The sequence below is a fragment of the Gymnodinialimonas sp. 57CJ19 genome, assembly GCF_038396845.1.
Classification (GTDB): domain Bacteria; phylum Pseudomonadota; class Alphaproteobacteria; order Rhodobacterales; family Rhodobacteraceae; genus Gymnodinialimonas.
The window spans coordinates 283646-303488 of the sequence record NZ_CP151587.1 but is presented as its reverse complement, the minus strand read 5'-3'; the positions used below and the strand labels follow the sequence as shown (position 1 = coordinate 303488).

The following is a 19843-nucleotide window of genomic DNA, read 5'->3' as shown; positions in this document are numbered from 1 at the left end:
CGGCTACCGGGCCAAGGCCCGGTCTACCTCAGTTGCCCGCGCCGTCTACCCCTGCGCCTGCGCCACCTGCGGCGCGTTCCTTGAGCAGATCAGTCAGCCAGTCCGGGTCCATCTCGGGGACCGAAGACAACAACAGCTCTGTGTAGGGATCGTGGGGCGGTTGGAACATCTCGGCCTTGGGGCCTTGCTCCACCACGACGCCCTGTTTCATTACCACCACCTCGTCGGCGATGGCTTTCACCGTCGCCAGATCGTGGGTGATGAACATGTAAGCCAAATTGAATTCCCCCTGAAGCTTGTCGAGCAGCTTCAGGATTCCCTCGGCCACCAATTGGTCCAACGCGCTTGTCACCTCATCGCAGATGATGAACTGAGGTTCCGCCGCCAAGGCCCGTGCGATGCCGATACGTTGCTTTTGCCCGCCTGAAAGCTCGGACGGGAGACGGTCGATATAGTCATCCGGCTCCAGTTCGATCAACGACAGCAAATCACGCACCCGTTCTTCCAGCGCGCGCCCTTGCAGGCCCAGATACATCTGCGCAGGGCGTCCGATCAGCTCTCGCAACCTCTGCTTCGGGTTCAGTGCGGTGTCGGCCATTTGATAGATCATCTGCGCCTGTCGCAGTTGTTCCTTGGTCCGCTTGCGATAATCCAGGGGTAGGGCCGTGCCGTTGAACAGCACCTCTCCCGCACGCGGGGGCAGCAGGCCAGTAATCACCCGCGCGGCGGTGGATTTGCCTGATCCGCTTTCGCCCACAACTGCCACGGTGCGTTTGGCATGAATGTCGAAGCTGATGTCCGACAGCACATCCAACGTCCCATAACCCGCCGTCACATTGCGCACGGAAACGACCGGCACCGCGTCTGCGGCCACTGGCGGTTGGTCAGCTCGCGCATGGCTGCGCACGGCCCAAAGGGACTTGGTATACTCTTCCGTAGGGGCAGACAGCATGGTGGCGGTGTCGGCTTCTTCTACCTCTTCGCCCTTCAGCAGCACTTTGATCCTGTCGGCCATCTGCGCCACCACCGCAAGGTCATGGGTGATGTAGATTGCGGCAGTGTTGAACTGTTCCACGATGTCGCGGATGGCCGAAAGAACCTCGATCTGCGTGGTGACATCCAGCGCCGTTGTCGGCTCATCGAAGATGATCAGATCAGGGCGGCAGGACATGGCCATCGCCGTCATCGCCCGTTGCAATTGCCCGCCCGAGACCTGGTGCGGATAGCGGAAACCGATGGTGCCGGGTTGCGGCAGATGCATCTTCTCGTACAGGTGGGTGGCGTCGGCGGCGGCCTCGGATCGGCCCATGACGCGGTGCTCTACCGGGCCTTCGCAATATTGGTCGATCAGCTTGTGGGCCGGATTGAAGCTGGCGGCGGCCGATTGCGCCACATAGGCGATGCGTTTGCCGCGCAGCCCGCGCTTCGCGTCTTCGGAGGCTGTGCGCAGGTCGATCCCGTCAAAGGTGATCTCACCGCCGGAAATGCGGCAGCCGTCGCGGGCAAAGCCCATGGCGGCCAGACCAATGGTGGACTTGCCTGCACCGGATTCACCGATCAGGCCCAGGACCTCTCCCTTGTGGAGGGTCAGATCGACGCCCTTCACGATTTCCAGCCATTCCTCATCGGCACGGCCTTCAATGCGCAGGTCTTTGATCGTCAGAAGGATTTCTTGGTCGGACATCAGATTATTCCTTCAAACCAGAGGCGCGGTGAAGCTGCCAATCAACGACAAAGTTCACGCTGACCGTCAGCAGCGCGATGGCCCCCGCAGGCAGTAGCGGCGTGATGTCCCCAAATGTGATGAGCGTGGCGTTGTCTTTCACCATCGAGCCCCAATCGGCGGTCGAGGGCGGCATCCCAAGGCCAAGGAACGACAGGGCCGAAATCATGAGGAACACAAAGCAGAAGCGCAGGCCAAATTCGGCCACCAAGGGCGCCATGGCATTGGGCAGGATTTCCCTTATGATCAACCGCCACAGCCCTTCGCCGCGGAGCCTTGCGGCCTCGACGTAATCCATGACGACGATGTTCATTGCCACGGCCCGCGCCAAACGGAACACACGGGTGCTGTCAATCAGGGCGATGATGATGATCATGTTGATGATCGACGTGCCCACAATGGTCAGCAACAGCAGCGCGAAAATCAGCGACGGGATCGCCATCAACACATCCACGGTGCGCGACAGAAGCTGGTCCAGCCAGCCGCCAACGATTGCTGCCAGAAGCCCGAGGATTGAACCTACGATGAACGCCAGCGCCGTGGTGACAAAGGCGATGCCCACGGTGTTACGGGCCGCATAGATCATGCGGGAAAGCATGTCGCGGCCCAGATTGTCCGTACCGAGGATATTTTCATCGTTCCAGGCGGAATACTCGCGGCCCACGATCTCGGTTTCTCCAAACGGCGCGATCACGGGGGCCAGGACGGCGACGACCACGTAGATCACGATCATCATCATCCCGAAACTCGCCGTCATTGGCGCGGTGCGCAGCTCTTTCGCGACGCCCTTCGGGGCGACGGCGATGACGCCTTGGCGGAAAAGCAGTCCGAGGCCCATTGCGACAGCAATGGCCACGACCAACCAAACAAGACCCATAAAAAATGCCATGTCCGATCCCCCTCAGCGACGATGCACAAGACGGGGGTTGGACAAGGTTGCCAACACATCCGCGGTAAGGTTCAGCAGCACGTAAGCTGCCGCAAAGACAAGGGCGATCCCTTGCACGACGGGCATGTCACGGGCGGACACGCTATCGACCATCAACTGCCCGAGGCCGGGGTAGACGAACACGACCTCGACCACGACAACGCCAGTAATCAGATATGCAAGGTTCAGGGCCACCACGTTGATGATCGGGGCCAGCGCATTGGGCAGCGCGTGTTTCACGATCACGCGCATCGGCGACATGCCCTTCAGGCGGGCCATCTCGATATAGGGGCTGGCCAGCAGATTGATGATCGCGGCCCGTGTCATCCGCATCATATGGGCGGTAACGACCAGCGTCAGGGTCAGGGCCGGCAGGAAGGCGCGGTGCAGGTATTCGCCAAAGGCCACCTCTCCGCGCATCGACGAGATGGACGGGAACGGCCCGCCTGCGCCTGCAAGGTAGAAGATCAGGATATAAGCCACAAAGAATTCCGGGAACGAGATGGACGTCAGGGCCGACGCATTGGCGAAGCGGTCAAAGAAAGAGTTCCGAAACAGCGCCGCCAGAATGCCCAGAGTCAGCGACAAAGGCACCGCGATGACGGCTGCATACAACGCCAGTGACAAGGTCCAGTTCAACCGCCGCCCGATCAGTTCAGACACCGATTGCCCATTCGCAAGGCTTTGGCCCAAATCCCCTTGCAACACGTCTCCCAACCACGCCGCGTAGCGGACGTGCATCGGGTCGTTCAGGCCCAACTGATCCCGCAAGGCAGCGACGGTTTCGGGGGTGGCGGATTGGCCAAGGATCTCTTGCGCGAAGTCACCGGGCAAAAGCTCGGTGCCTAGGAAGATAATCAATGACACGACGAACAGCGTGACAAGGCCAAGGGCCAGTCGCTGTGCGATCATCGTCAAGATATGTGACATGGGGTCCCTTCGGGGCGGGCATTTGCCCTATTTTTGCTGTTTTTGGTTCCGGGTGGAACGGACGTGGCGCGGACAAAGTAGAACGAAGAACCCCCGGCCAGAAGTCTGACCGGGGGCGTTTCAGATCACGACGCGAAGGACCAGCGTTCTGCGATCCGCTGGCCATCGTTGCGCCAGTTGGCGGCGATGGCGTCTGGACGCACCAGCGCATCGGTATGGGCACCGACGTAAGAGGCGAACATCGGGATAAGCGCCCCACCTTGGTTGGCGCAGATGTCCTGCATCTCGTAGTACATCTCACGGCGCAGGTCTTGATTCAGTTCAGACCGGGCCGTGTTCAGCAGTTCATTGAAACGCTCATGGGACCAATAGGTCTCGTTCCATGCTGCACCCTCGGAATAGGCGGTGGAGAACATGAGGTCTTCCGTCGGACGCCCGCTCCAATAGGTGCCGGCAAAGGGCTTCTGCATCCAAACGTTGGACCAATACCCATCATCGGGCTCGCGCACGACTTCAAGGTTGATACCTGCGGCTGCCGCAGATTCCGCGAACAGAACGCCCGCATCCAATGCGCCCGCGAAGGCGGCGTCGGCAAGGTGGATTTGCACGTCAAGGCTTTCCATGCCCGCCTCACGCAGGTGGAAGCGCGCGCGGTCGGGGTCGTAGCTGTGCTGCTCCAGGTCGGCGTTGTAGAACTGCTGGCCCGAACCGATTGGATGGTCGTTACCGATCTCGCCGTAGCCGTTCAGGATCGTGTCCACCAACTGCTGACGATCAATGGCGAATTTCAGCGCCATGCGGATGTCGTTGTTGTTGAAGGGCTCGGCCCGTGTGTCCATGGGCAAGCCATAGTGCTGCGTGCCTGCAACCGACAGAATCTCGATCCCCGGTGCGCGCTCCAGCAGATGTACCGTGTTCAGGTCGGCGGTGTCGATGTAATCAACCTCGCCCGAGATCAGGGCATTCTGGCGCGCGGCGTTGTCGTGGATCACGATCTGCTCGATCGCGTCGAAGTGCGCGCGATCTGTCTTCCAGTAACCATCATGGCGCGTGTAGCTGGCCGACACACCGAATTCGAGGTCATTGAGAACGTAAGGACCACAACCGTCGGTTGTCATCGGATCAATCGCGCCATCGTTCACGGCGGGCAGGATCGGCAGGTGATAGTCTGACAACACGAAGGGGAAGTCGGCGTTGCCCGAATCCAGCGTGAAGGTCACGGTCATGCCTTCGGCGACAATGTCTGTAATCGGCGCAACAATCGGCGCAGCAGCCGAGGTCGAATCTTCGCCACGGTGATAGTTGATCGACGCAATCACGTCTTGGGCGGTCATGATGTGACCGGAATGGAATGCCACGTTTTCGCGCAGACGGAAGGTCCAGGTGGCCGCGTCGGCGGATGCTTCCCAGCTTTCTGCCAATTCCGGCACCAAGGAGCCGTCAGCCGCGATCTCGGTCAGGTAGTTGTTGCGGGTATGGCCCTGCAAGATCGTGAAGTCGTTTTCCCATGTGCCCGGATCAAGCGAGTCAGTGGTAGAGCCATGGGCCATACCGATCCGCAGCGTACCACCGCGAACAGCTTGCGCGCGCAAAGGGGCGCCCCAAGGGGTAATCAGCGCGGCGGTGCCGACGGCGGCGGTACCCTGAAGCATTGTCCGACGGCTCACGCCACCGGGTCGGTTGAACTTGGTCATAGTAGTCTCCACTGTTGTGACGTCTGGCCGGTTTCCCCGGCCTGTTTGTCAGGTCATTCTGTGCGTGATTGTCTGTGCTTCAAGCTTCATATGCAACAGCCAAGGACACAATGACCGTAGGCCACCGCTGGAACGGGCCCTTTTCGGCAGTGGTTTGGGGCCGCCCAAATGGTTTTCACTAGGCGCAAATCGTTCCTCGTAAGGCCCGTTTCTCCCAGCGCTCTAGGCCCGCTCGGCCGACCCCGACAACCTGTGTCCAACATCAGACGGAACGGGTAATGCCCCCATCCACACGGATGTTTTGCCCAGTAATATAAGCCCCGCCGTCCGAGGCAAGGAAGGCTACGACACTGGCAATCTCGCCCAAAGAGTTGCCGTAGCGCCCCATGGGGATCATCGTGCGGAACTCCTCTTTCTCAGGCAGGCTGTCAATGAAGCCGGGCAGGACGTTGTTCATCCGGATGTTCTCGGCCGCGTATTTGTCTGCGAACAGCTTGGAGAACGCAGCAAGGCCCGCCCGCATGACGCCCGAGGTCGGGAACACGGCGTTCGGCTCGAATGCGGCGAAGGTGGAGATGTTGATGATCGCGCCGCCACCCTGCTTTTGCATGATCGGTGTCACAAGACGCGTAGGCCGCACCGCGTTGAGGAAATAGACCTCCATCCCCTCGTGCCAGTCATCATCCGTCAGTTCCAGCACCGGGGCGCGGGGACCGTGACCGGCAGAATTCACCAACACATCGACGCGGCCCCGCTGGGTCATTGCCGCATCGACGAGGGCCTGCAAATCATCCTCGGATTTGTTGGAGCCGGTGACACCGACGCCGCCCAATTCCTTGGCCAGGGCCTCCCCCTTGCCAGAGGACGAAAGGATGCCGACCTTGAAGCCGTCAGCAGCCAGGGCTCCTGCACTGTCCGCGCCCATGCCGCTGCCGCCTGCGGTGATCAATGCAACTTTTGTGATGATGGTTGTCCTGTTGAGAGTTCAGATATCTTCGCCACGGGCCACAGCAGCGGCTACAGCGGCGATATCGTCGGCTGACAGGCCATAGTCCTGCGCCGCTTCTTCCGCGCTGATGTAGCCGCGTGCGAGGTCGCGTTTGACCAGCGCCGGGTCACGATCCGCTGCTTCGCCGTAGCCTGCGCCGCCGGGGAAGGCCATTTCCACGCGACGCCCCTCAGCCACGAATTGCTTGCCTTTCACGCGCATTTTGGTGCCGTCGTCCTGCACAATCCTTGTGGGCGCACCCTGCTTGCCGCCGCGCCGCCCGCGTGCGGGGTGGTCGCCCCGGTCGAACATGGCTTGAAGGTCCATCTCGTGGCCCGGCATGGCGCTGACGTCCATGTATTGCCCAAGGCCGCCACGGGTCTTGCCCGCACCGCCCGAGCCGGGCCGCAATTCCTTGCGCCAGATGATCACCGGGCCTGCGTGTTCCGTAGCCTCGATCGGCATTGTCATCACGCCAGAGGGGAAGGCGGTGGCGTTCAGCCCATCCACCTCGGGGCGCGCGCCAGAACCGCCAGAGTTGAACGTCAGCACTTCCGCGCGCCGCCCCCCCGGCGCCGTGGGCCGCACCGACATCTGGAAGTTGCACAGACATCCCGCACCTTCCGCCGGAACCAACCCGGGCACGATCTTGTCGAAGGCGTCGAAAACCACATCGGGCACGAAATGTCCCACGATGTGCCGCAACGCGACCGGGGCGGGGTGGACGGCGTTAACGATGGTACCCTCAGGGGCGGTCACCTCGAACGGTGCCAACGAGGCCGCGTTGTTGGGAATTTCCGGCGCGATGGCGACCTTCAGCGCATAGCATGCATAGGCCTTGGTGTAGACCATCGGACAGTTGATTCCCTTCTTGTCGACGCCGCTCGTGCCCGTGAAGTCCGTGACGATCCGGTCCTGTTCCACCGACACGCGGGCCTTCAGCGTGATCGGCACGTCGAAGCCGTCCATCGTCATCTCTCCGTCTGCCGCCATGCGGGGCAGGGCGTTGATCCGCTCCAGCGTGGCGCGGCGGGAGTTGTCGAGGACGAACGCCGCAATGCCATCTAGATCATCCAGCGCGAACTCTTCCATCATGTCGATCAACCGGCGGTGGCCGATCTCGTTACAGGTGGCCAGCGCGTACATGTCGCCGATCAGTTGATCGGGCTCCCGCACATTGCCGCGCACGATCTGGACCAGCGTCTTGTCGACCTCACCCGCCGAAGCAAACCGCATGATCGGCAGGTACAGGCCCTCCTCGTAGACGCTGTGCGCATCGGCGCCGAAACCGCGCCCGCCGATATCCACCACGTGGGCGGTGCAGGCGAAAAAACCCACCAGCGCGCCGCCTTTGAAGGACGGCGTGACCATGGTGATGTCATGCAGGTGGCCGGTGCCTTCCCAGGGGTCATTGGTGATGTAGACATCACCCTCGGCCATGGTCTCGCGCCCGATGCGGCGAATGAAATGCGGCACGGCATCGGCCATGGCGTTGACGTGACCGGGGGTACCGGTGACGGCTTGGGCGAGCATGCGCCCTTGGGTGTCATAGACCCCGGCGGACAGGTCTCCCGCCTCGCGTACCGAAGTGGAGAACGCCGTACGCACCAGAGCCTGCGCCTGTTCTTCCACGATGGAGATCAAGCGGTTCCACATGACCTGATAGGCGACTGTTGAAGCTTGAGTCATTGGGCGTCTCCGGTGGTCACGGGTTTGGTCATCACGTCGATGCAGCCGTCGCTGGACCTCAGCGCATCACGGCTGGCGGGGACGATGATTGTTGTCTCATCCTCCACGATGGCGGCGGGGCCCTGGGCGATCTGGCCCGTCTGCATGGTGCCGCGCGCGACGACCGATGCATCCTGAAATGCTCCCTGCGCCGGGTCGAACAGGCGGCGGGTGCCCTGGGCGTCGGCGGCTCCAGTAATGTCGAAGGCGTCGTTCCGCGCCACGTCCTCGGGCGGGGTGGTGGCGTTCACGGACCAGACGGTGATCTCGATATCCATGCCCGCCACGGTGCGCCCGAACAGCTTGGCGTACTCCTCTTCAAAGCGGGCCTCAAACGTGGCCGCATCGGGAGCCATGGCTTGCGCCTCGGACAGGTCGATGGGGATCTCCCAGCCTTGCCCGGTGTAACGCATGTAGACCTTGAATTCGCTATTGATCGGCGCGTCCGCGTCGCAGGTGCGCACGAAACCCGTGGCCTCTCGCTGCAATTCTTCCAACAGTGCCTTGATTACGTCCGGCGCGAAGTCCGACAGCTTCATGTAGACCGAGCGGTTGGCCTCGAAGCTGAAGGGCGCGCGCAGGAACCCGATGGCACTGCCCACGCCGGCGCCCGGCGGCACAAGGCAGCGCTCGATGCCAAGCTTCTCGCACAGCCGCCCCGCATGCAGCGGCGCCGCGCCGCCGAAGGCGATCATCGTGTATTCCGATAGGTCCTCGCCATTCTCCACCGCATGAACCCGCGCCGCATTGGCCATGTTCTCGTCCACAACCTCTGCCACGCCGAAGGCGGCCTCCGTGGCGTCCATGTCCAGCGTAGCTGCGATGACGTCCGACAGGACGGAAGAGGAGGCGGCCGCGTCAAGGACAATGGAGCCCCCGGCGAAATTGTCCGGGTCCAGCTTGCCGAGCACCAGATCGGCATCCGTCACCGCAGGCCGCTTGCCGCCGCGCCCATAACACGCAGGCCCCGGCTCGGACCCCGCACTCTCCGGCCCCACGCGGATCTGCCGCATCGCGTCCACATGGGCGAGGGAGCCTCCGCCCGCCCCGATCTCCACCATATCAATGACGGGGATCGAGATCGGCATGCCGGAGCCCTTCTTGAACCGATAGGTCCGCGCCACCTCGAACACCCGAGACGTCTTGGGCGTCTGGTTCTTGATCAGGCAAATCTTTGCCGTGGTCCCGCCCATGTCGAACGACAGCACCTTGTCCAACCCGTAGCGCGCCGCGATATGGGCCGCGAAGACGGCACCGCCGGCGGGCCCCGACTCCACCAGACGGACCGGAAAATCCGCGGCGTTCTGGATCGAGATGATCCCGCCGCCCGAATGCATCAGGAAGATGCGGCAGGTCACGCCCTCTTGCGCCAAACGGTCCTCCAACCGGCCCAGGTAACTGGCCATCAGCGGCTTGATGTAGGCGTTTGCCACGACGGTGTTGAACCGCTCATACTCGCGCATCTGGGGCGAGACTTCAGAGGACAGGGACACCGACACCTCGGGCACCACCTCCGCCAGCACATCGCGCACGACCCGTTCGTGATCGGGGTTGAGGTAGGAGTGGATCAGCCCCACGGCGACACTCTCGAAGCCTGCCTCCCTGATCCGCTCGGCCACCGCGCGGACCTCATCCAGATCAAGATCAATCATCACCTCGCCCTTGGAATTCACCCGCTCCGCCACGGTAAAGCGCATCTGACGCGGCAACAGCGGCTCGGGCAGGGACAGGTTCAGGTCGTACTGCTCGAACCGAGACTCGGTGCGCATCTCGATCACATCGCGGAAGCCTTCCGTCGTGATCAGCGCCGTCTTCGCGCCGCGCCGCTCGATCAAGGCATTCGTCGCCAGCGTGGTGCCATGGATGATCTGGGTGATCTGCCCGGGCGTGATGCCCGCCTTGGCGCAGACCTGCCCCATGCCGTCGATGATCGCATTTTCAGGCGCGGCGTAGGTCGTCAGCACCTTGGTCGAAAACTGCGTGCCTGCGCCTTCCAGAACGACATCGGTGAACGTGCCGCCGATATCAACACCGAGGCGGAAAGAGGCGGGAGAGGTCATGGGCTGGTCCTTGGACGATGGGGGTCAGCGCCATAGAACGACATAGGAAAGGAGAGGTCCAATCAATTGAATCGTACAGGGTGATAAGAAAAATCTATTCTGTCAGGCTCACAGCCAACTCGGCAGCAGCGCGAACGAAAAGCGGCGTGCGCTTGGGATCAAAGCGGGCAAAAAGCGCCAGCGTCTCTGGCAGCCAGCCACAGGTGAACTCTTGCAACCGACCGGCGGCGATATCCTCGGCCGCCATCGCTTTGGGCAGCAAGGCGGGCCCCATGCCGTCCACCGCCATGGCCACGCAAGACGTCAGGCTGCTGGAATGAACGATCTGGTTCACAGCCACTCCTTGAGCGCGGGCGTGTTCCGCCAGCCCCGCTGAAGCGCGCGTGTCGCGACCGTGGCTGATAACCGGGCCGTCAAAAAGATCGGCAAACCGGGTCGGCACAGGAAGCGACGGGGCCACAACCCAACAGTAGGGCGCATGACCAAGGGGCAATGTCCCCGCCATTTTGCGCTTGAACGGCCCGGTTTGCAGGGCAAGGTCCAACTGGTTGGCGGCAAGGTCTTTCTCGATCTCGACCGACAGGTTCACGTCCAGCTCTACCCGTACATGGGGGTAGAGCCGCTGAAAGGCACGCAGGAAATCATGCAGCCAGGTGCAGGCGACAAGTTCGGTCACCCCAAGGCGGAGGCGATCGTCGATGAGGTCCTGACGCCCCGCAATGGCAAGGAAGTCCTCGCCCGCCAAAAGCACCTTTCGCGCGGCCTCCAACAAGGTCGCGCCCTTCTCGGTCAGCCGGACAGAGCCGGCATCGCGGTGCATCAACACGGTTCCCAATGTCGTTTCTAGCGCCGCGATCCGGGTCGAGATATTGGGCTGCGTCGTCCCCAAGACATCGGCGGCCTTCCGAAACGTGCCCATATCCACAACGCTGATAAATGCCTCTAGCTGCTTCAGGGTGATCTGGCTTTTTATCATAGGGCGTGATCCGATAAGAAAACATGATCCTACACCGATACGCAGACCAACCGTCAGAGTCTACGCCGCGAAAGTGATCCGAAACCGGGCGCCCTTGGGTGAAGGCTCTAGCGTGATGGCCCCGCCCGTCGCTTCCACAGCAGAGCGCACGATATTCAGGCCCATCCCGGTGCCGCCCGCGCCCCGACGGGTCGTGAAGAACGGCTCGAACACGCGGGCGCGGTTGCCTTCGCTGATACCTCGGCCGTTGTCGGTGATTGTCAGCCCACTGGGGTCGGCCTCGATCTGCACGGACGTCGCGCCGTGATCGGCGGCGTTTTCGAGCAGGTGGGTCAGGACCATGGCCAGCATGTGGCCGGGGATGGGGGCCTTTGCCTGATCCGGCGTGACTGACACCGCCAGCTCCGGAACCGATGGCACCACATCGCGGACCACGCATTCGCCGTGCATGGCCTCGGCTCCCACGGCGGAATAGTCACGCATCCTAGCCAGCAAGTCCTCAATCCGCGTGGCGTCGGCGCGGATGTTGTTCATGAACCGGGCGCGAGCCTCGGGCGGCATATCGTCTTGCATCAACTCTGCCGCGCCCTTGATGGATGTGAGGGGCGTCTTCATCTCATGGCTGACGTGCGCGGTGTAAGTGGTCAGCGTATCGCGCTGGTGGTCCAACCGTTCGGTCAGGGCTTGGAAGCTACGGGCCAATGTCTCCACCTCTCGGGTGCCGTAGTGCTCTAACGGTTCCCATCTGGAGGCCGGTTGCATCTCGTCGGTGCGCCGGATCAGCGCCCGGATCGGTTGTGATACGAAACGCCAGAAAACGAAGCCGATGGCCCCGGTGGACAGCAACACGAAAGCGGCAGCTTGCAGCAGGTTCCACCGTTCCCCGTATAGAAAGTGGAAGATGTGGTTGGGGGTGCGGCTGAGGTAGACAACGCCGATGATGTCGTCGCCCACCATCGCGGGCATGGCCACGAAGATGCGGACCCTTGTGCCTTGGGACAGCCGATAGAGTAACGGCTCCCCCATTGGCCGGACCCGTGTGCGCGCGACCGAGGCGACATCGCCGTTGAGGGCCATGGCGACCTCGTTCACATGACCCAGATAGGTGCCATCCTCGGCACTGCCCGCAATGACCGTGCCGTGACGGTCCAGGAAGCGGTAGCCTGCCAGGGTCTGCTCTTGTGCGCGCAGGGCGATCCGCGACAGCTGCGGCCCGATCTGGGTATAGGCCGCGTCGATGGCCTCTGACGCGGGCAGGGGATCGGGTCGCGGGGGCAGGATCGCCTGAGGGTTCATGGTGACCGAGGGGAACAGCGGTTGATAGCTGCGCGTCCGAGGAGAGATCGCAGGAAGCTGCGGCGTGTCCGTTACGTCGGCAGCATCGCGGTACAGCTGTTCATAGGCGGCGGTCAGGACAGCGGCCTGCATCAACAGGCTTTCCTCGGTCTGTTGCACCAATTGGTTGGCGTAAAAGCGGAACAGGAACAGGCCTGCGATGGGCAAGCACAGGACCAAGGCCAGCACCGCAAGGATTACAAGCCCCAGACCAGGCCGCCATTTGCGCCTTACAGGGTGCATGGGCCCATCCGCAGCCCGACGCCGTGGACCGTGGTTATGGCATCGGGCAGCCCGGCCTCTTTCAGCTTGGCGCGAAGGTTGCGGATGTGGCTGTCAATCGTGCGATCTGAGACGTGGATATTCGCGCCGTAGACCTCATCCACCAGTTGCGCGCGCGACACCACATGATCGGGCCGCCGCATCAGGGCCGTCAGAAGCGCGAATTCCGAGGTCGTCAGGGGCACATCTTGCCCCGCTATCCGGCTTTGGTGCCGTTCCGCGTCCAACGTCAGCGCCCCCCTTGTGAGGGGGGCCACGGCCGCAGGGGCGACCCGCGCTGTGCGTTTCAGGATGGCCTTGATCCGGGCCACCAATTCGCGCGGGCTGAAGGGTTTGGTAACGTAGTCGTCGCCGCCAATTTCCATTCCCAAGACGCGATCAATCTCATCGTCGCGGGCGGTCAGGAACAGGATTGGAACCTCGGACGTGCGGCGCAGGGCTTTGCAGACTTCCAGCCCGTCCATCTCGGGCAAGCCGATGTCGAGCACCACAAGATCAAACGCGCCGCTTTGCGCCTTGGCCAACCCCTCGGCCCCGTCGCTGGCATAGGAGGGCGAGAAACCGGCCGCCTCTACCGCGAAGCCGATGACGTCCTTGATGTTGGGATCATCGTCGATAATCAGGATTTGCGTGGGCATCGGGCAGGCCTTCAAAGATCGTGGTAGGTTTCAAGGTAGCGTTGCAAACGCCAACGGCGAAAGCCCCATTCCTGCCAATCCGTAATCGGATCGAACCGCAGGGCAGGCAAACCGCCCCGCCCGCAAGCGGTGTTGTCGGTGATCTCGCCGAAATCCATCATTGCGGGAATCACCTGTTCGCCAAGATTACACAGGTATTCCAGATCGAGCTGCTCGGGTGCGGTGTGGGACATGTTATAATCGGTAATCAGGTAGGCGAAGTTGATGAAGCAGCAGGCATAAAGCGTGGCCGCCACGGCGACGCCGTTGCCGCGCATCAGCCAAGCGGTCGGGCGCGCCTGCGCCATCTGCACGATGATGAGAACGATGCCGACGAAAATCAGCCCCATCCAGATGAACGCCGCGACCCGCAGGTAGGTAAGCGTATAGGCCTCGACATATAGGCTAAGGCGGAGGGCGGCCGTTAGCACCAGAAACAGGGTTTGCCCCAGCCAAAGGTACATCAGCCCGCGTAGCAATGCACTTTGCGCCACCAAAGGCCGGATCGCTATGGCGAATGCTCCCGACAGCAACGCGGTTATCAGCAAGGGGTAGGCGCCTCGGTGGGCGTAGCTGGCGTAGCTCATCCCGTCGGGCAGGGTCATGCCGCCCGACAGCACGCCGATATCCGAGAATGTCTGTACCGCAAACATCACGTTGAACAGGATCAATGAGGTCCGCACAGAGCCCGCGTTAACCAATCCGGTCAGGGGCAAGGCAATTGCCGTGGGCTTATGGGTGAGCGCCGTGAACCGGCCCGACGCGGTCAGGTAGGGCCACAGCAAGCAAGCCCCGATGACCCAGAACACAACCCTGGAGATCTGGTCAGAGGAAAGCAGATGGAAGGAGGTTACGCGGTCCAATCCGGCCTCCACCAAAGGGTTGGCGCTGGCAAACAGGATCAGAAACAAGCCGCCGATGACAAGGGGCAGCGCCGTGGCGCGCAGCGCGGCCTTTGCGTCAAAGCGAGAGGTGTTAGCCCTTATGTCTGACGCGGCCTCGATCGGGAGGAGAAAAGGTCCGATGAACCAAACCTCGATCAGCATCTTGGTGGTTTGCAACACCTTTGGGTAAGTGCCCGTGGCGATCCACCCCAGCACGCCAATGATCGCCACTGCGCAAAACAGCAGCGAAAGCGGTTGCAGCATTTCCACCACCGGAAGGACGCAAACCGCCACAAAGGCCATCGCTAATCCCGCCTCTTTCCGGGTCACCCCGCCGGGCTTCAATGCCAACATGCAGGCGGCCAACGCCAAGGTGTATAGCGCGACGGATATGCCAAGCTCGGTCTGCCAGAACAGTTGATCCGCCAGAAGAATCATCACCACCAATGCGCCGATTGCCTTGGGCGACATGCGGCCTGTCAGGAATAGGCCCCCCTGCGGCGCGACGGTGTTCGCGGTCGCCGTCTTTTCGCTTGTCTGAGGGGCTTGGTGGACCTCGTCCAGAAACCACCACGCGTCTTTTGCGAGCCGTTCCGGCAGGCCGCAGATCACCAGTTGCGCGTCCATGAAATCTCTCCTCATCGGGTGTGTTTTCCGACGCCAGATGTGACCGCTTGGTTTGCAAATGAGCCGCCCTAGCTGTGCAGTCTGCGGGGGCGTTTTGTGCAGAGTTTGTGCAAGGACCGACCGCGCCGCTTGCGGTACGGCGAGAGGCGCGTTGAAAAGGTCACGGTTTCGCAACATGAAGAAGCGTTCGTTAACGACCGTCACGGAATCGTTGATTTAGTTAGCGTGTCAGCGGTAACAGCGCACGAAAATAGGGGGCCAGTATGACTCAACAACAAGGCGATCCGCGTCACTTGGAGACGCTCGACCGCGACCTCGCGCGATTCTCGTATCTGGAGAACGCCACAAACATGGTTGCACGACCAATGGTGGGGACTGGGGTCTCCTTGGTCTTCGTGTTGTTGGCCGGTTTGGGCGCGATGCTGTTTTTCGGGCAAGCCAACAATACGTTGATTGTGGTCATGGCGGCCTGCCTTGGCGCTTACATGGCGTTGAATATTGGCGCCAATGACGTCGCCAATAACATGGGCCCCGCCGTGGGCGCAAACGCGCTTTCCATGGGCGGTGCCATCGCGATTGCGGTGATTTTTGAGAGCGCCGGCGCGTTGATCGCGGGCGGAGACGTTGTCTCTACCATCGCCAAAGGCATTATTGCGCCAGAAAGCATGGGCACCGCCGCCGTTTTTATATGGGCGATGATGGCGGCCCTGTTGGCCGCGGCCCTTTGGGTGAACCTTGCCACTTGGGTCGGTGCGCCGGTTTCCACGACCCATTCGGTCGTGGGTGGCGTGATGGGCGCGGGCATTGCAGCGGCAGGCTTTGCGGCGGTCAATTGGCCCACGATGGGCGCGATTGCAGCCAGCTGGGTGATCTCTCCGGTTTTGGGCGGCGCTGTGGCGGCCTTGTTCCTGGCCTTGATTAAGTCACGCATCATCTACCGTGAAGACAAAATCGCCTCGGCCCGCGTTTGGGTGCCTGTGCTGGTGGGCATCATGGCGGGCACTTTCGCGGCCTATCTGGCGCTGAAGGGCCTGAAGAAGATTTTGCCGATTGATATGCCCACGGCGCTGATGATTGGCGCGGCAATTGGCGTCGTGGTCTGGTTGGTGATGATCCCCGTGATCCGCAAGCAATCCGAGGGCTTGGAGAACCGCAACAAGTCCCTGAAAGTGTTGTTTGGTATCCCTCTGGTTGTCTCTGCCGCGCTGCTCAGCTTCGCCCACGGCGCAAATGATGTGGCCAATGCCGTCGGCCCCTTGGCCGCCATTGTACAGGCATCGCAATCGGGTGACTTTACCCAGGCCGTTTCGATCCCTTTCTGGGTCATGGTTATTGGCGCGTTCGGGATTTCCTTCGGCCTGTTCCTGTTCGGCCCCAAGCTGATCCGCATGGTCGGCGGTCAGATCACCAAGCTGAACCCGATGCGGGCCTATTGCGTGGCGTTGTCGGCGGCAATCACCGTGATCGTTGCAAGCTGGTTGGGCTTGCCTGTCAGTTCCACCCACATCGCGGTGGGGGCTGTTTTCGGGGTTGGCTTCTTCCGCGAATGGGACGCCGAGCGGCGGATCAAGAACGCCCGCCTCGCCATGCCTGACCGCACCCAATATGCGCCAGAGGAACGCCGTCGCCGCAAGTTGGTCCGGCGGTCGCATTTCATGACGATCATCGCCGCATGGGTCATCACAGTGCCCGCCGCAGCGGTCTTGTCTGCGATCATCTTCTTCCTGATCTCGACCGTTATGGGCTAAGTCCCCTTGGGGCAAGCGCCGCTCATTCGGCGCTTGCCCCCAGATTACCTTAGGCGCGGGCCGTGAGCCACCACGTCTCGATCAGGCCGATACCCTTCACATCGATCTCTCCTCGCGGCTCGAACACGAAATCCTCGCTTAGTTGCGCGTGGGCGGCGGGGGTCACCAGAACGCGCCCCGGTGCGCTGTAGCTTTCCATACGGCTGGCGGTGTTCACGGTCTCTCCCCAGACATCATAGAACAGCTTGCGGTTGCCAATGACGCCCGCCACGACCGGGCCCACATGCAGGCCGATTCTGATCTCGAAGCCCTCAGGCAAGATCGTGGACGACGCCTTGGCGACCTGCAACATATCAAGGGCCATATCAGCGGCACGATGGGCCGGGTCGCCTACGGAATTAGGCATGCCAGCGGCCACCATATAGGCATCGCCGATGGTTTTGATCTTCTCCACCTTGTGGCGGTCGGCCAGCGCATCGAAGTCCGTGAAAACGCTGTTGAGCAGTTCCACTACCTCTTGCGGGTCCAGCCGGATCGAGAGGGGGGTGAAATTGGCGATATCCGCAAACACGATAGCCACATTGGGCAGGCTATCGGCAATCGTGGCATGGGGGGCGGCTTTGAGACGCGTAGCGATTTGGCGGGGCAGAAGACTATAGAGCAGGTCTTCCGAGCGGGCATATTCCGCCTCCAACGATCGCTCGGCCTTGTCGGCATGCAAGAAGCCCACATAAACCCCAAGCGTGGCGAAACAGGTCACCACCACGAAGGCGCTGACTTGCAGGAAGGACAGCAACCCATCCCCCACGCGGATGAAGGAAGCCGGCGCCAGCAGGGCCATTTCAGAATAGACCATGGCCGTTGCGCACAGCAGGACAAGGCCGATCAACATGCCGATGCGTTGCGTGCCAAAGCATACGATGGCGATGACAGGGATGCTGAGGAAATACAGGTGCAGGCCTGACCCTTTTCCCAACAGCCACACCAGTATGGCTTGCACAATCACGGCAACGCTTGCCCCGAATATCCAGGCGGCCAGCATGTTGCGCGCTGCAATCATCGGCCAAAGTAGAAACAGGCCAAACAGCGACACCGCAAGCGCCGCAGGCCACAGCCCCTGTGCATCCACCGTCAAATAGAGAGAGGCATAGGAGCTGCCCGACAGGGGAATAAGCGCCGAAATGACGTTGAGCGTGCGCCGCTGGCGCAATTCCGGCCCTGTCAGGCCCGCCGTGCCATAGCTGACATACCAAAGCGCCCAATCGGGCAGCCGCCAGTTCCCCAGATAGATCCGTGATGGCATCCCGAACACTCCCCGAAAAGGCTGGCCAACAAAGCGCATGCCTTTGCGGGTAGGATAGGCAACGGGGCCACGCGGCCAAGCTCTTTTTGCCACGCCGCTTCGCCTCGACAACGGCGGTGGGGCTGATACGGTCGTTTGACTGGCCTCAGCGCCGTGAAAGCGACCCAACGTGTTGATGAGGAAGCAAGTGTCGGAAAACATCGCCTATGTAGAGCATCCCAGTGATGTGCTTGCCCATGCAACAGGCTTGATCGCGCAGGGCCGAGGTTTCGCGTTGATTACCTCGGTTGCGATTGAAGGCGGTGCGGCGCGGGAAGTAGGCTCTTTGGCGCTGGTGGACGATAGCGGGGCAATGGTCGGATATCTGTCGAACGGCTGTATCGACAAGGATATCCAGTTCCACGCAACCGAAGCGTTGCAAAGCGGTACGAAGCGCGTGGTGCGGTACGGCAATGGCTCGCAATTTCTGGATCTGAAACTGCCCTGCGGTGGCGCGTTAGAGGTGTTGATTGACCCCGCCCCGGATACCGAGGCGCTGACCGCTGCCCATGAAACCCTCGTCGCGCGGCAGCCTGCGACGCTGCGTTTTGAGAGGTCCGAAGGGGCGATTTCGTTCACCTACACGCCCAAGATGCGCCTTGTGCTGGCCGGGCGCGGGGCGGTGTTTCGGGCCACGGCAGAGGTGGGGAAATCGGCCGGTTTCCAGATATTCCTGCTGTCACCGGACGAAGATGATATCGCGGCCACCGCAGCGCTTTGCGAACAGCGGCCGGTGCATCTTACCTCTCTGGGGCAAGGGGTGCCGATGGCGGAACTGGATGAGCATTCGGCCTTCCTGACGCTGTTTCACGACCATGATTGGGAGCCCGAGCTTCTGCGTGCCGCTGTTCAGACGCCCACAAGCTTCATCGGATGTTTGGGCAGCCAGCGCACCCACGCCGCACGATTGGATCGCTTGGCGACCTTGGGGGTGAGCGCCACGGACCTTGCCCGGGTGCGCGGCCCCATCGGGCTTGTGCCCTCCTTGCGCGAAGCGCCGCTGATCGCGCTGTCCGCCATTGCCGAGGTCGTATCGGCCCTGCCAGCGGGTATTCGCGGCGTCTGAACCTAGCGGGTTGCCTTGGGCAAGCCGTCGGCGAATTGCGCCGCGACGACTTCTTGCAGCTTGTCCCACACCCCGGCCGAGGCGCCCATGCAGAGGCCAAGTTTCGCATCGGCGGGGTAGGGATGGGTCACACCGCCCGCCTCTTGGATCATCAACAAACCCGCAAGACTGTCCCAAGGGTTCATCGCCGTTTCCACATAGCCCCCAAGCCGCCCGGCGGCGACACAGGCCAGCATGTTGGCGCCCGATCCGTTGCGGTAGAACATGCCGCCCGCTTGCATCAACCCAAGAATGATCCCAGCGGCTGGTTCAGGCGGGGTCCGGTCCGATGCACCGACGGCCACAAGGCACTGATCTATCCGGCGCGTCGGGTCGAGCGTGCTTTTCACCCCGTCGATGGTGAAGCCTTGTCCCGCACGGGCCATGAATTGTTCACCTTGCAACGGTACGTCGATCACGCCCACCAATGTTTGCGCGCCTTCGATCACGGTAATGACGATGCACCAATGGGGCAGGCCCATCAGGAAGGGCACGGTGCCGTCGATCGGGTCAATCACCCATGTGTAGCCCGAGCTTCCGCCCGCTGCGCCGCCTTCTTCGCCCAAAATGGCATCGTCGGGGAACTGACTGGCGATCTCGGCGCGGATCATGTCCTCCACCGCGCGGTCCGCGATGGTGACAAGGTCCAACTCGCCGTTCTTTGTCTCGATCTCCAGCGCGTCACGGTTGCGGTAATACTCAAGCGCAACTTGCCCCGCGCGACGCGCAAGGTCGGAGGCAAGGGCGGCGCGGGCATCAACGGGATCGGTCATGGGGGTTCCTACTGCACAAGAATAAGGTCGTCAGGATCAAGCG

At 61.9% G+C, this 19843-nt stretch carries 15 protein-coding genes; 2 read left to right on the top strand and 13 right to left on the bottom strand.

The features are described 5' to 3' along the window. Nucleotides 1-28: 28 nt before the first annotated feature. The 11 genes from AADW23_RS01505 to AADW23_RS01455 form a co-directional block, all read right to left on the bottom strand. Entirely contained in the window at nucleotides 29-1684 is a 1656-nt protein-coding gene (locus AADW23_RS01505) for an ABC transporter ATP-binding protein (RefSeq protein ID WP_341862764.1), read from the bottom strand. Nucleotides 1685-1688: 4 nt separating this feature from the next. Further along, entirely contained in the window at nucleotides 1689-2612 is a 924-nt protein-coding gene (locus AADW23_RS01500; protein WP_341862763.1) for an ABC transporter permease, read from the bottom strand. Between the two features lie 12 nt (nucleotides 2613-2624). Beyond that, nucleotides 2625-3581, bottom strand: coding sequence for an ABC transporter permease (locus tag AADW23_RS01495; RefSeq protein WP_341862762.1), 957 nt, complete (start codon nucleotides 3579-3581; stop codon nucleotides 2625-2627). Between the two features lie 125 nt (nucleotides 3582-3706). Beyond that, entirely contained in the window at nucleotides 3707-5275 is a 1569-nt protein-coding gene (locus AADW23_RS01490; RefSeq protein ID WP_341862761.1) for an ABC transporter substrate-binding protein, read from the bottom strand. Between the two features lie 262 nt (nucleotides 5276-5537). Then, entirely contained in the window at nucleotides 5538-6239 is a 702-nt protein-coding gene (locus tag AADW23_RS01485) for an SDR family oxidoreductase (protein ID WP_341864369.1), read from the bottom strand. Nucleotides 6240-6260: 21 nt separating this feature from the next. Beyond that, a complete protein-coding gene (locus AADW23_RS01480; protein WP_341862760.1) occupies nucleotides 6261-7952 on the bottom strand; it encodes a hydantoinase B/oxoprolinase family protein in 1692 nt (563 codons plus the stop codon). Next, nucleotides 7949-10051 carry a hydantoinase/oxoprolinase family protein gene (locus AADW23_RS01475; protein ID WP_341862759.1) on the bottom strand — a complete coding sequence of 701 codons (2103 nt, stop codon included), beginning with the start codon at nucleotides 10049-10051 and terminating at the stop codon, nucleotides 7949-7951. The genes AADW23_RS01480 and AADW23_RS01475 overlap by 4 nt, the downstream gene beginning before the upstream one ends. A gap of 94 nt (nucleotides 10052-10145) precedes the next feature. Next, entirely contained in the window at nucleotides 10146-11027 is an 882-nt protein-coding gene (locus tag AADW23_RS01470) for a LysR family transcriptional regulator (protein WP_341862758.1), read from the bottom strand. Between the two features lie 60 nt (nucleotides 11028-11087). Next, entirely contained in the window at nucleotides 11088-12605 is a 1518-nt protein-coding gene (locus AADW23_RS01465) for an ATP-binding protein (protein WP_341862757.1), read from the bottom strand. Then, nucleotides 12593-13282 (bottom strand): response regulator, encoded by a 690-nt coding sequence (locus tag AADW23_RS01460; protein WP_341862756.1) that lies wholly within the window; start codon nucleotides 13280-13282, stop codon nucleotides 12593-12595. Before AADW23_RS01460 ends, AADW23_RS01465 begins: the two co-directional genes overlap by 13 nt. A gap of 11 nt (nucleotides 13283-13293) precedes the next feature. Continuing rightward, entirely contained in the window at nucleotides 13294-14832 is a 1539-nt protein-coding gene (locus AADW23_RS01455; RefSeq protein ID WP_341862755.1) for a DUF4173 domain-containing protein, read from the bottom strand. 263 nt (nucleotides 14833-15095) lie between these two features. Between AADW23_RS01455 and AADW23_RS01450 the strand changes: the two genes are divergently transcribed. Continuing rightward, nucleotides 15096-16580 carry an inorganic phosphate transporter gene (locus tag AADW23_RS01450; RefSeq protein ID WP_341862754.1) on the top strand — a complete coding sequence of 495 codons (1485 nt, stop codon included), beginning with the start codon at nucleotides 15096-15098 and terminating at the stop codon, nucleotides 16578-16580. A gap of 49 nt (nucleotides 16581-16629) precedes the next feature. On the opposite strand, the gene AADW23_RS01445 is transcribed toward AADW23_RS01450, so the two are convergent. Next, the gene (locus AADW23_RS01445; RefSeq protein WP_341862753.1) at nucleotides 16630-17883 is read right to left on the bottom strand and encodes an adenylate/guanylate cyclase domain-containing protein; all 1254 of its coding nucleotides are present in this window, start codon (nucleotides 17881-17883) and stop codon (nucleotides 16630-16632) included. Nucleotides 17884-18058: 175 nt separating this feature from the next. Here AADW23_RS01445 and AADW23_RS01440 point away from each other — a divergent pair, with 175 nt between their 5' ends. Next, nucleotides 18059-18988 (top strand): XdhC family protein, encoded by a 930-nt coding sequence (locus tag AADW23_RS01440; protein ID WP_341864368.1) that lies wholly within the window; start codon nucleotides 18059-18061, stop codon nucleotides 18986-18988. Between the two features lie 2 nt (nucleotides 18989-18990). Here the strand turns inward: AADW23_RS01440 and AADW23_RS01435 are convergent, their stop codons facing one another. Next, nucleotides 18991-19800: an inositol monophosphatase family protein gene (locus AADW23_RS01435; protein WP_341862752.1), complete on the bottom strand. Its 810-nt coding sequence runs from the start codon at nucleotides 19798-19800 to the stop codon at nucleotides 18991-18993. Nucleotides 19801-19843 lie beyond the last annotated feature (43 nt).

Coding starts and splice junctions, on each gene's coding strand:
- AADW23_RS01455 (WP_341862755.1), bottom strand. CDS start 14,832: ATGGACGCGCAACTGGTGATCTGCGGCCTGCCGGAACGGCTCGCAAAA.
- AADW23_RS01450 (WP_341862754.1), top strand. CDS start 15,096: ATGACTCAACAACAAGGCGATCCGCGTCACTTGGAGACGCTCGACCGC.
- AADW23_RS01505 (WP_341862764.1), bottom strand. CDS start 1,684: ATGTCCGACCAAGAAATCCTTCTGACGATCAAAGACCTGCGCATTGAA.
- AADW23_RS01475 (WP_341862759.1), bottom strand. CDS start 10,051: ATGACCTCTCCCGCCTCTTTCCGCCTCGGTGTTGATATCGGCGGCACG.
- AADW23_RS01500 (WP_341862763.1), bottom strand. CDS start 2,612: ATGGCATTTTTTATGGGTCTTGTTTGGTTGGTCGTGGCCATTGCTGTC.
- AADW23_RS01480 (WP_341862760.1), bottom strand. CDS start 7,952: ATGACTCAAGCTTCAACAGTCGCCTATCAGGTCATGTGGAACCGCTTG.
- AADW23_RS01490 (WP_341862761.1), bottom strand. CDS start 5,275: ATGACCAAGTTCAACCGACCCGGTGGCGTGAGCCGTCGGACAATGCTT.
- AADW23_RS01495 (WP_341862762.1), bottom strand. CDS start 3,581: ATGTCACATATCTTGACGATGATCGCACAGCGACTGGCCCTTGGCCTT.
- AADW23_RS01460 (WP_341862756.1), bottom strand. CDS start 13,282: ATGCCCACGCAAATCCTGATTATCGACGATGATCCCAACATCAAGGAC.
- AADW23_RS01470 (WP_341862758.1), bottom strand. CDS start 11,027: ATGATAAAAAGCCAGATCACCCTGAAGCAGCTAGAGGCATTTATCAGC.
- AADW23_RS01440 (WP_341864368.1), top strand. CDS start 18,059: ATGAGGAAGCAAGTGTCGGAAAACATCGCCTATGTAGAGCATCCCAGT.
- AADW23_RS01445 (WP_341862753.1), bottom strand. CDS start 17,883: ATGCCATCACGGATCTATCTGGGGAACTGGCGGCTGCCCGATTGGGCG.
- AADW23_RS01435 (WP_341862752.1), bottom strand. CDS start 19,800: ATGACCGATCCCGTTGATGCCCGCGCCGCCCTTGCCTCCGACCTTGCG.
- AADW23_RS01465 (WP_341862757.1), bottom strand. CDS start 12,605: ATGCACCCTGTAAGGCGCAAATGGCGGCCTGGTCTGGGGCTTGTAATC.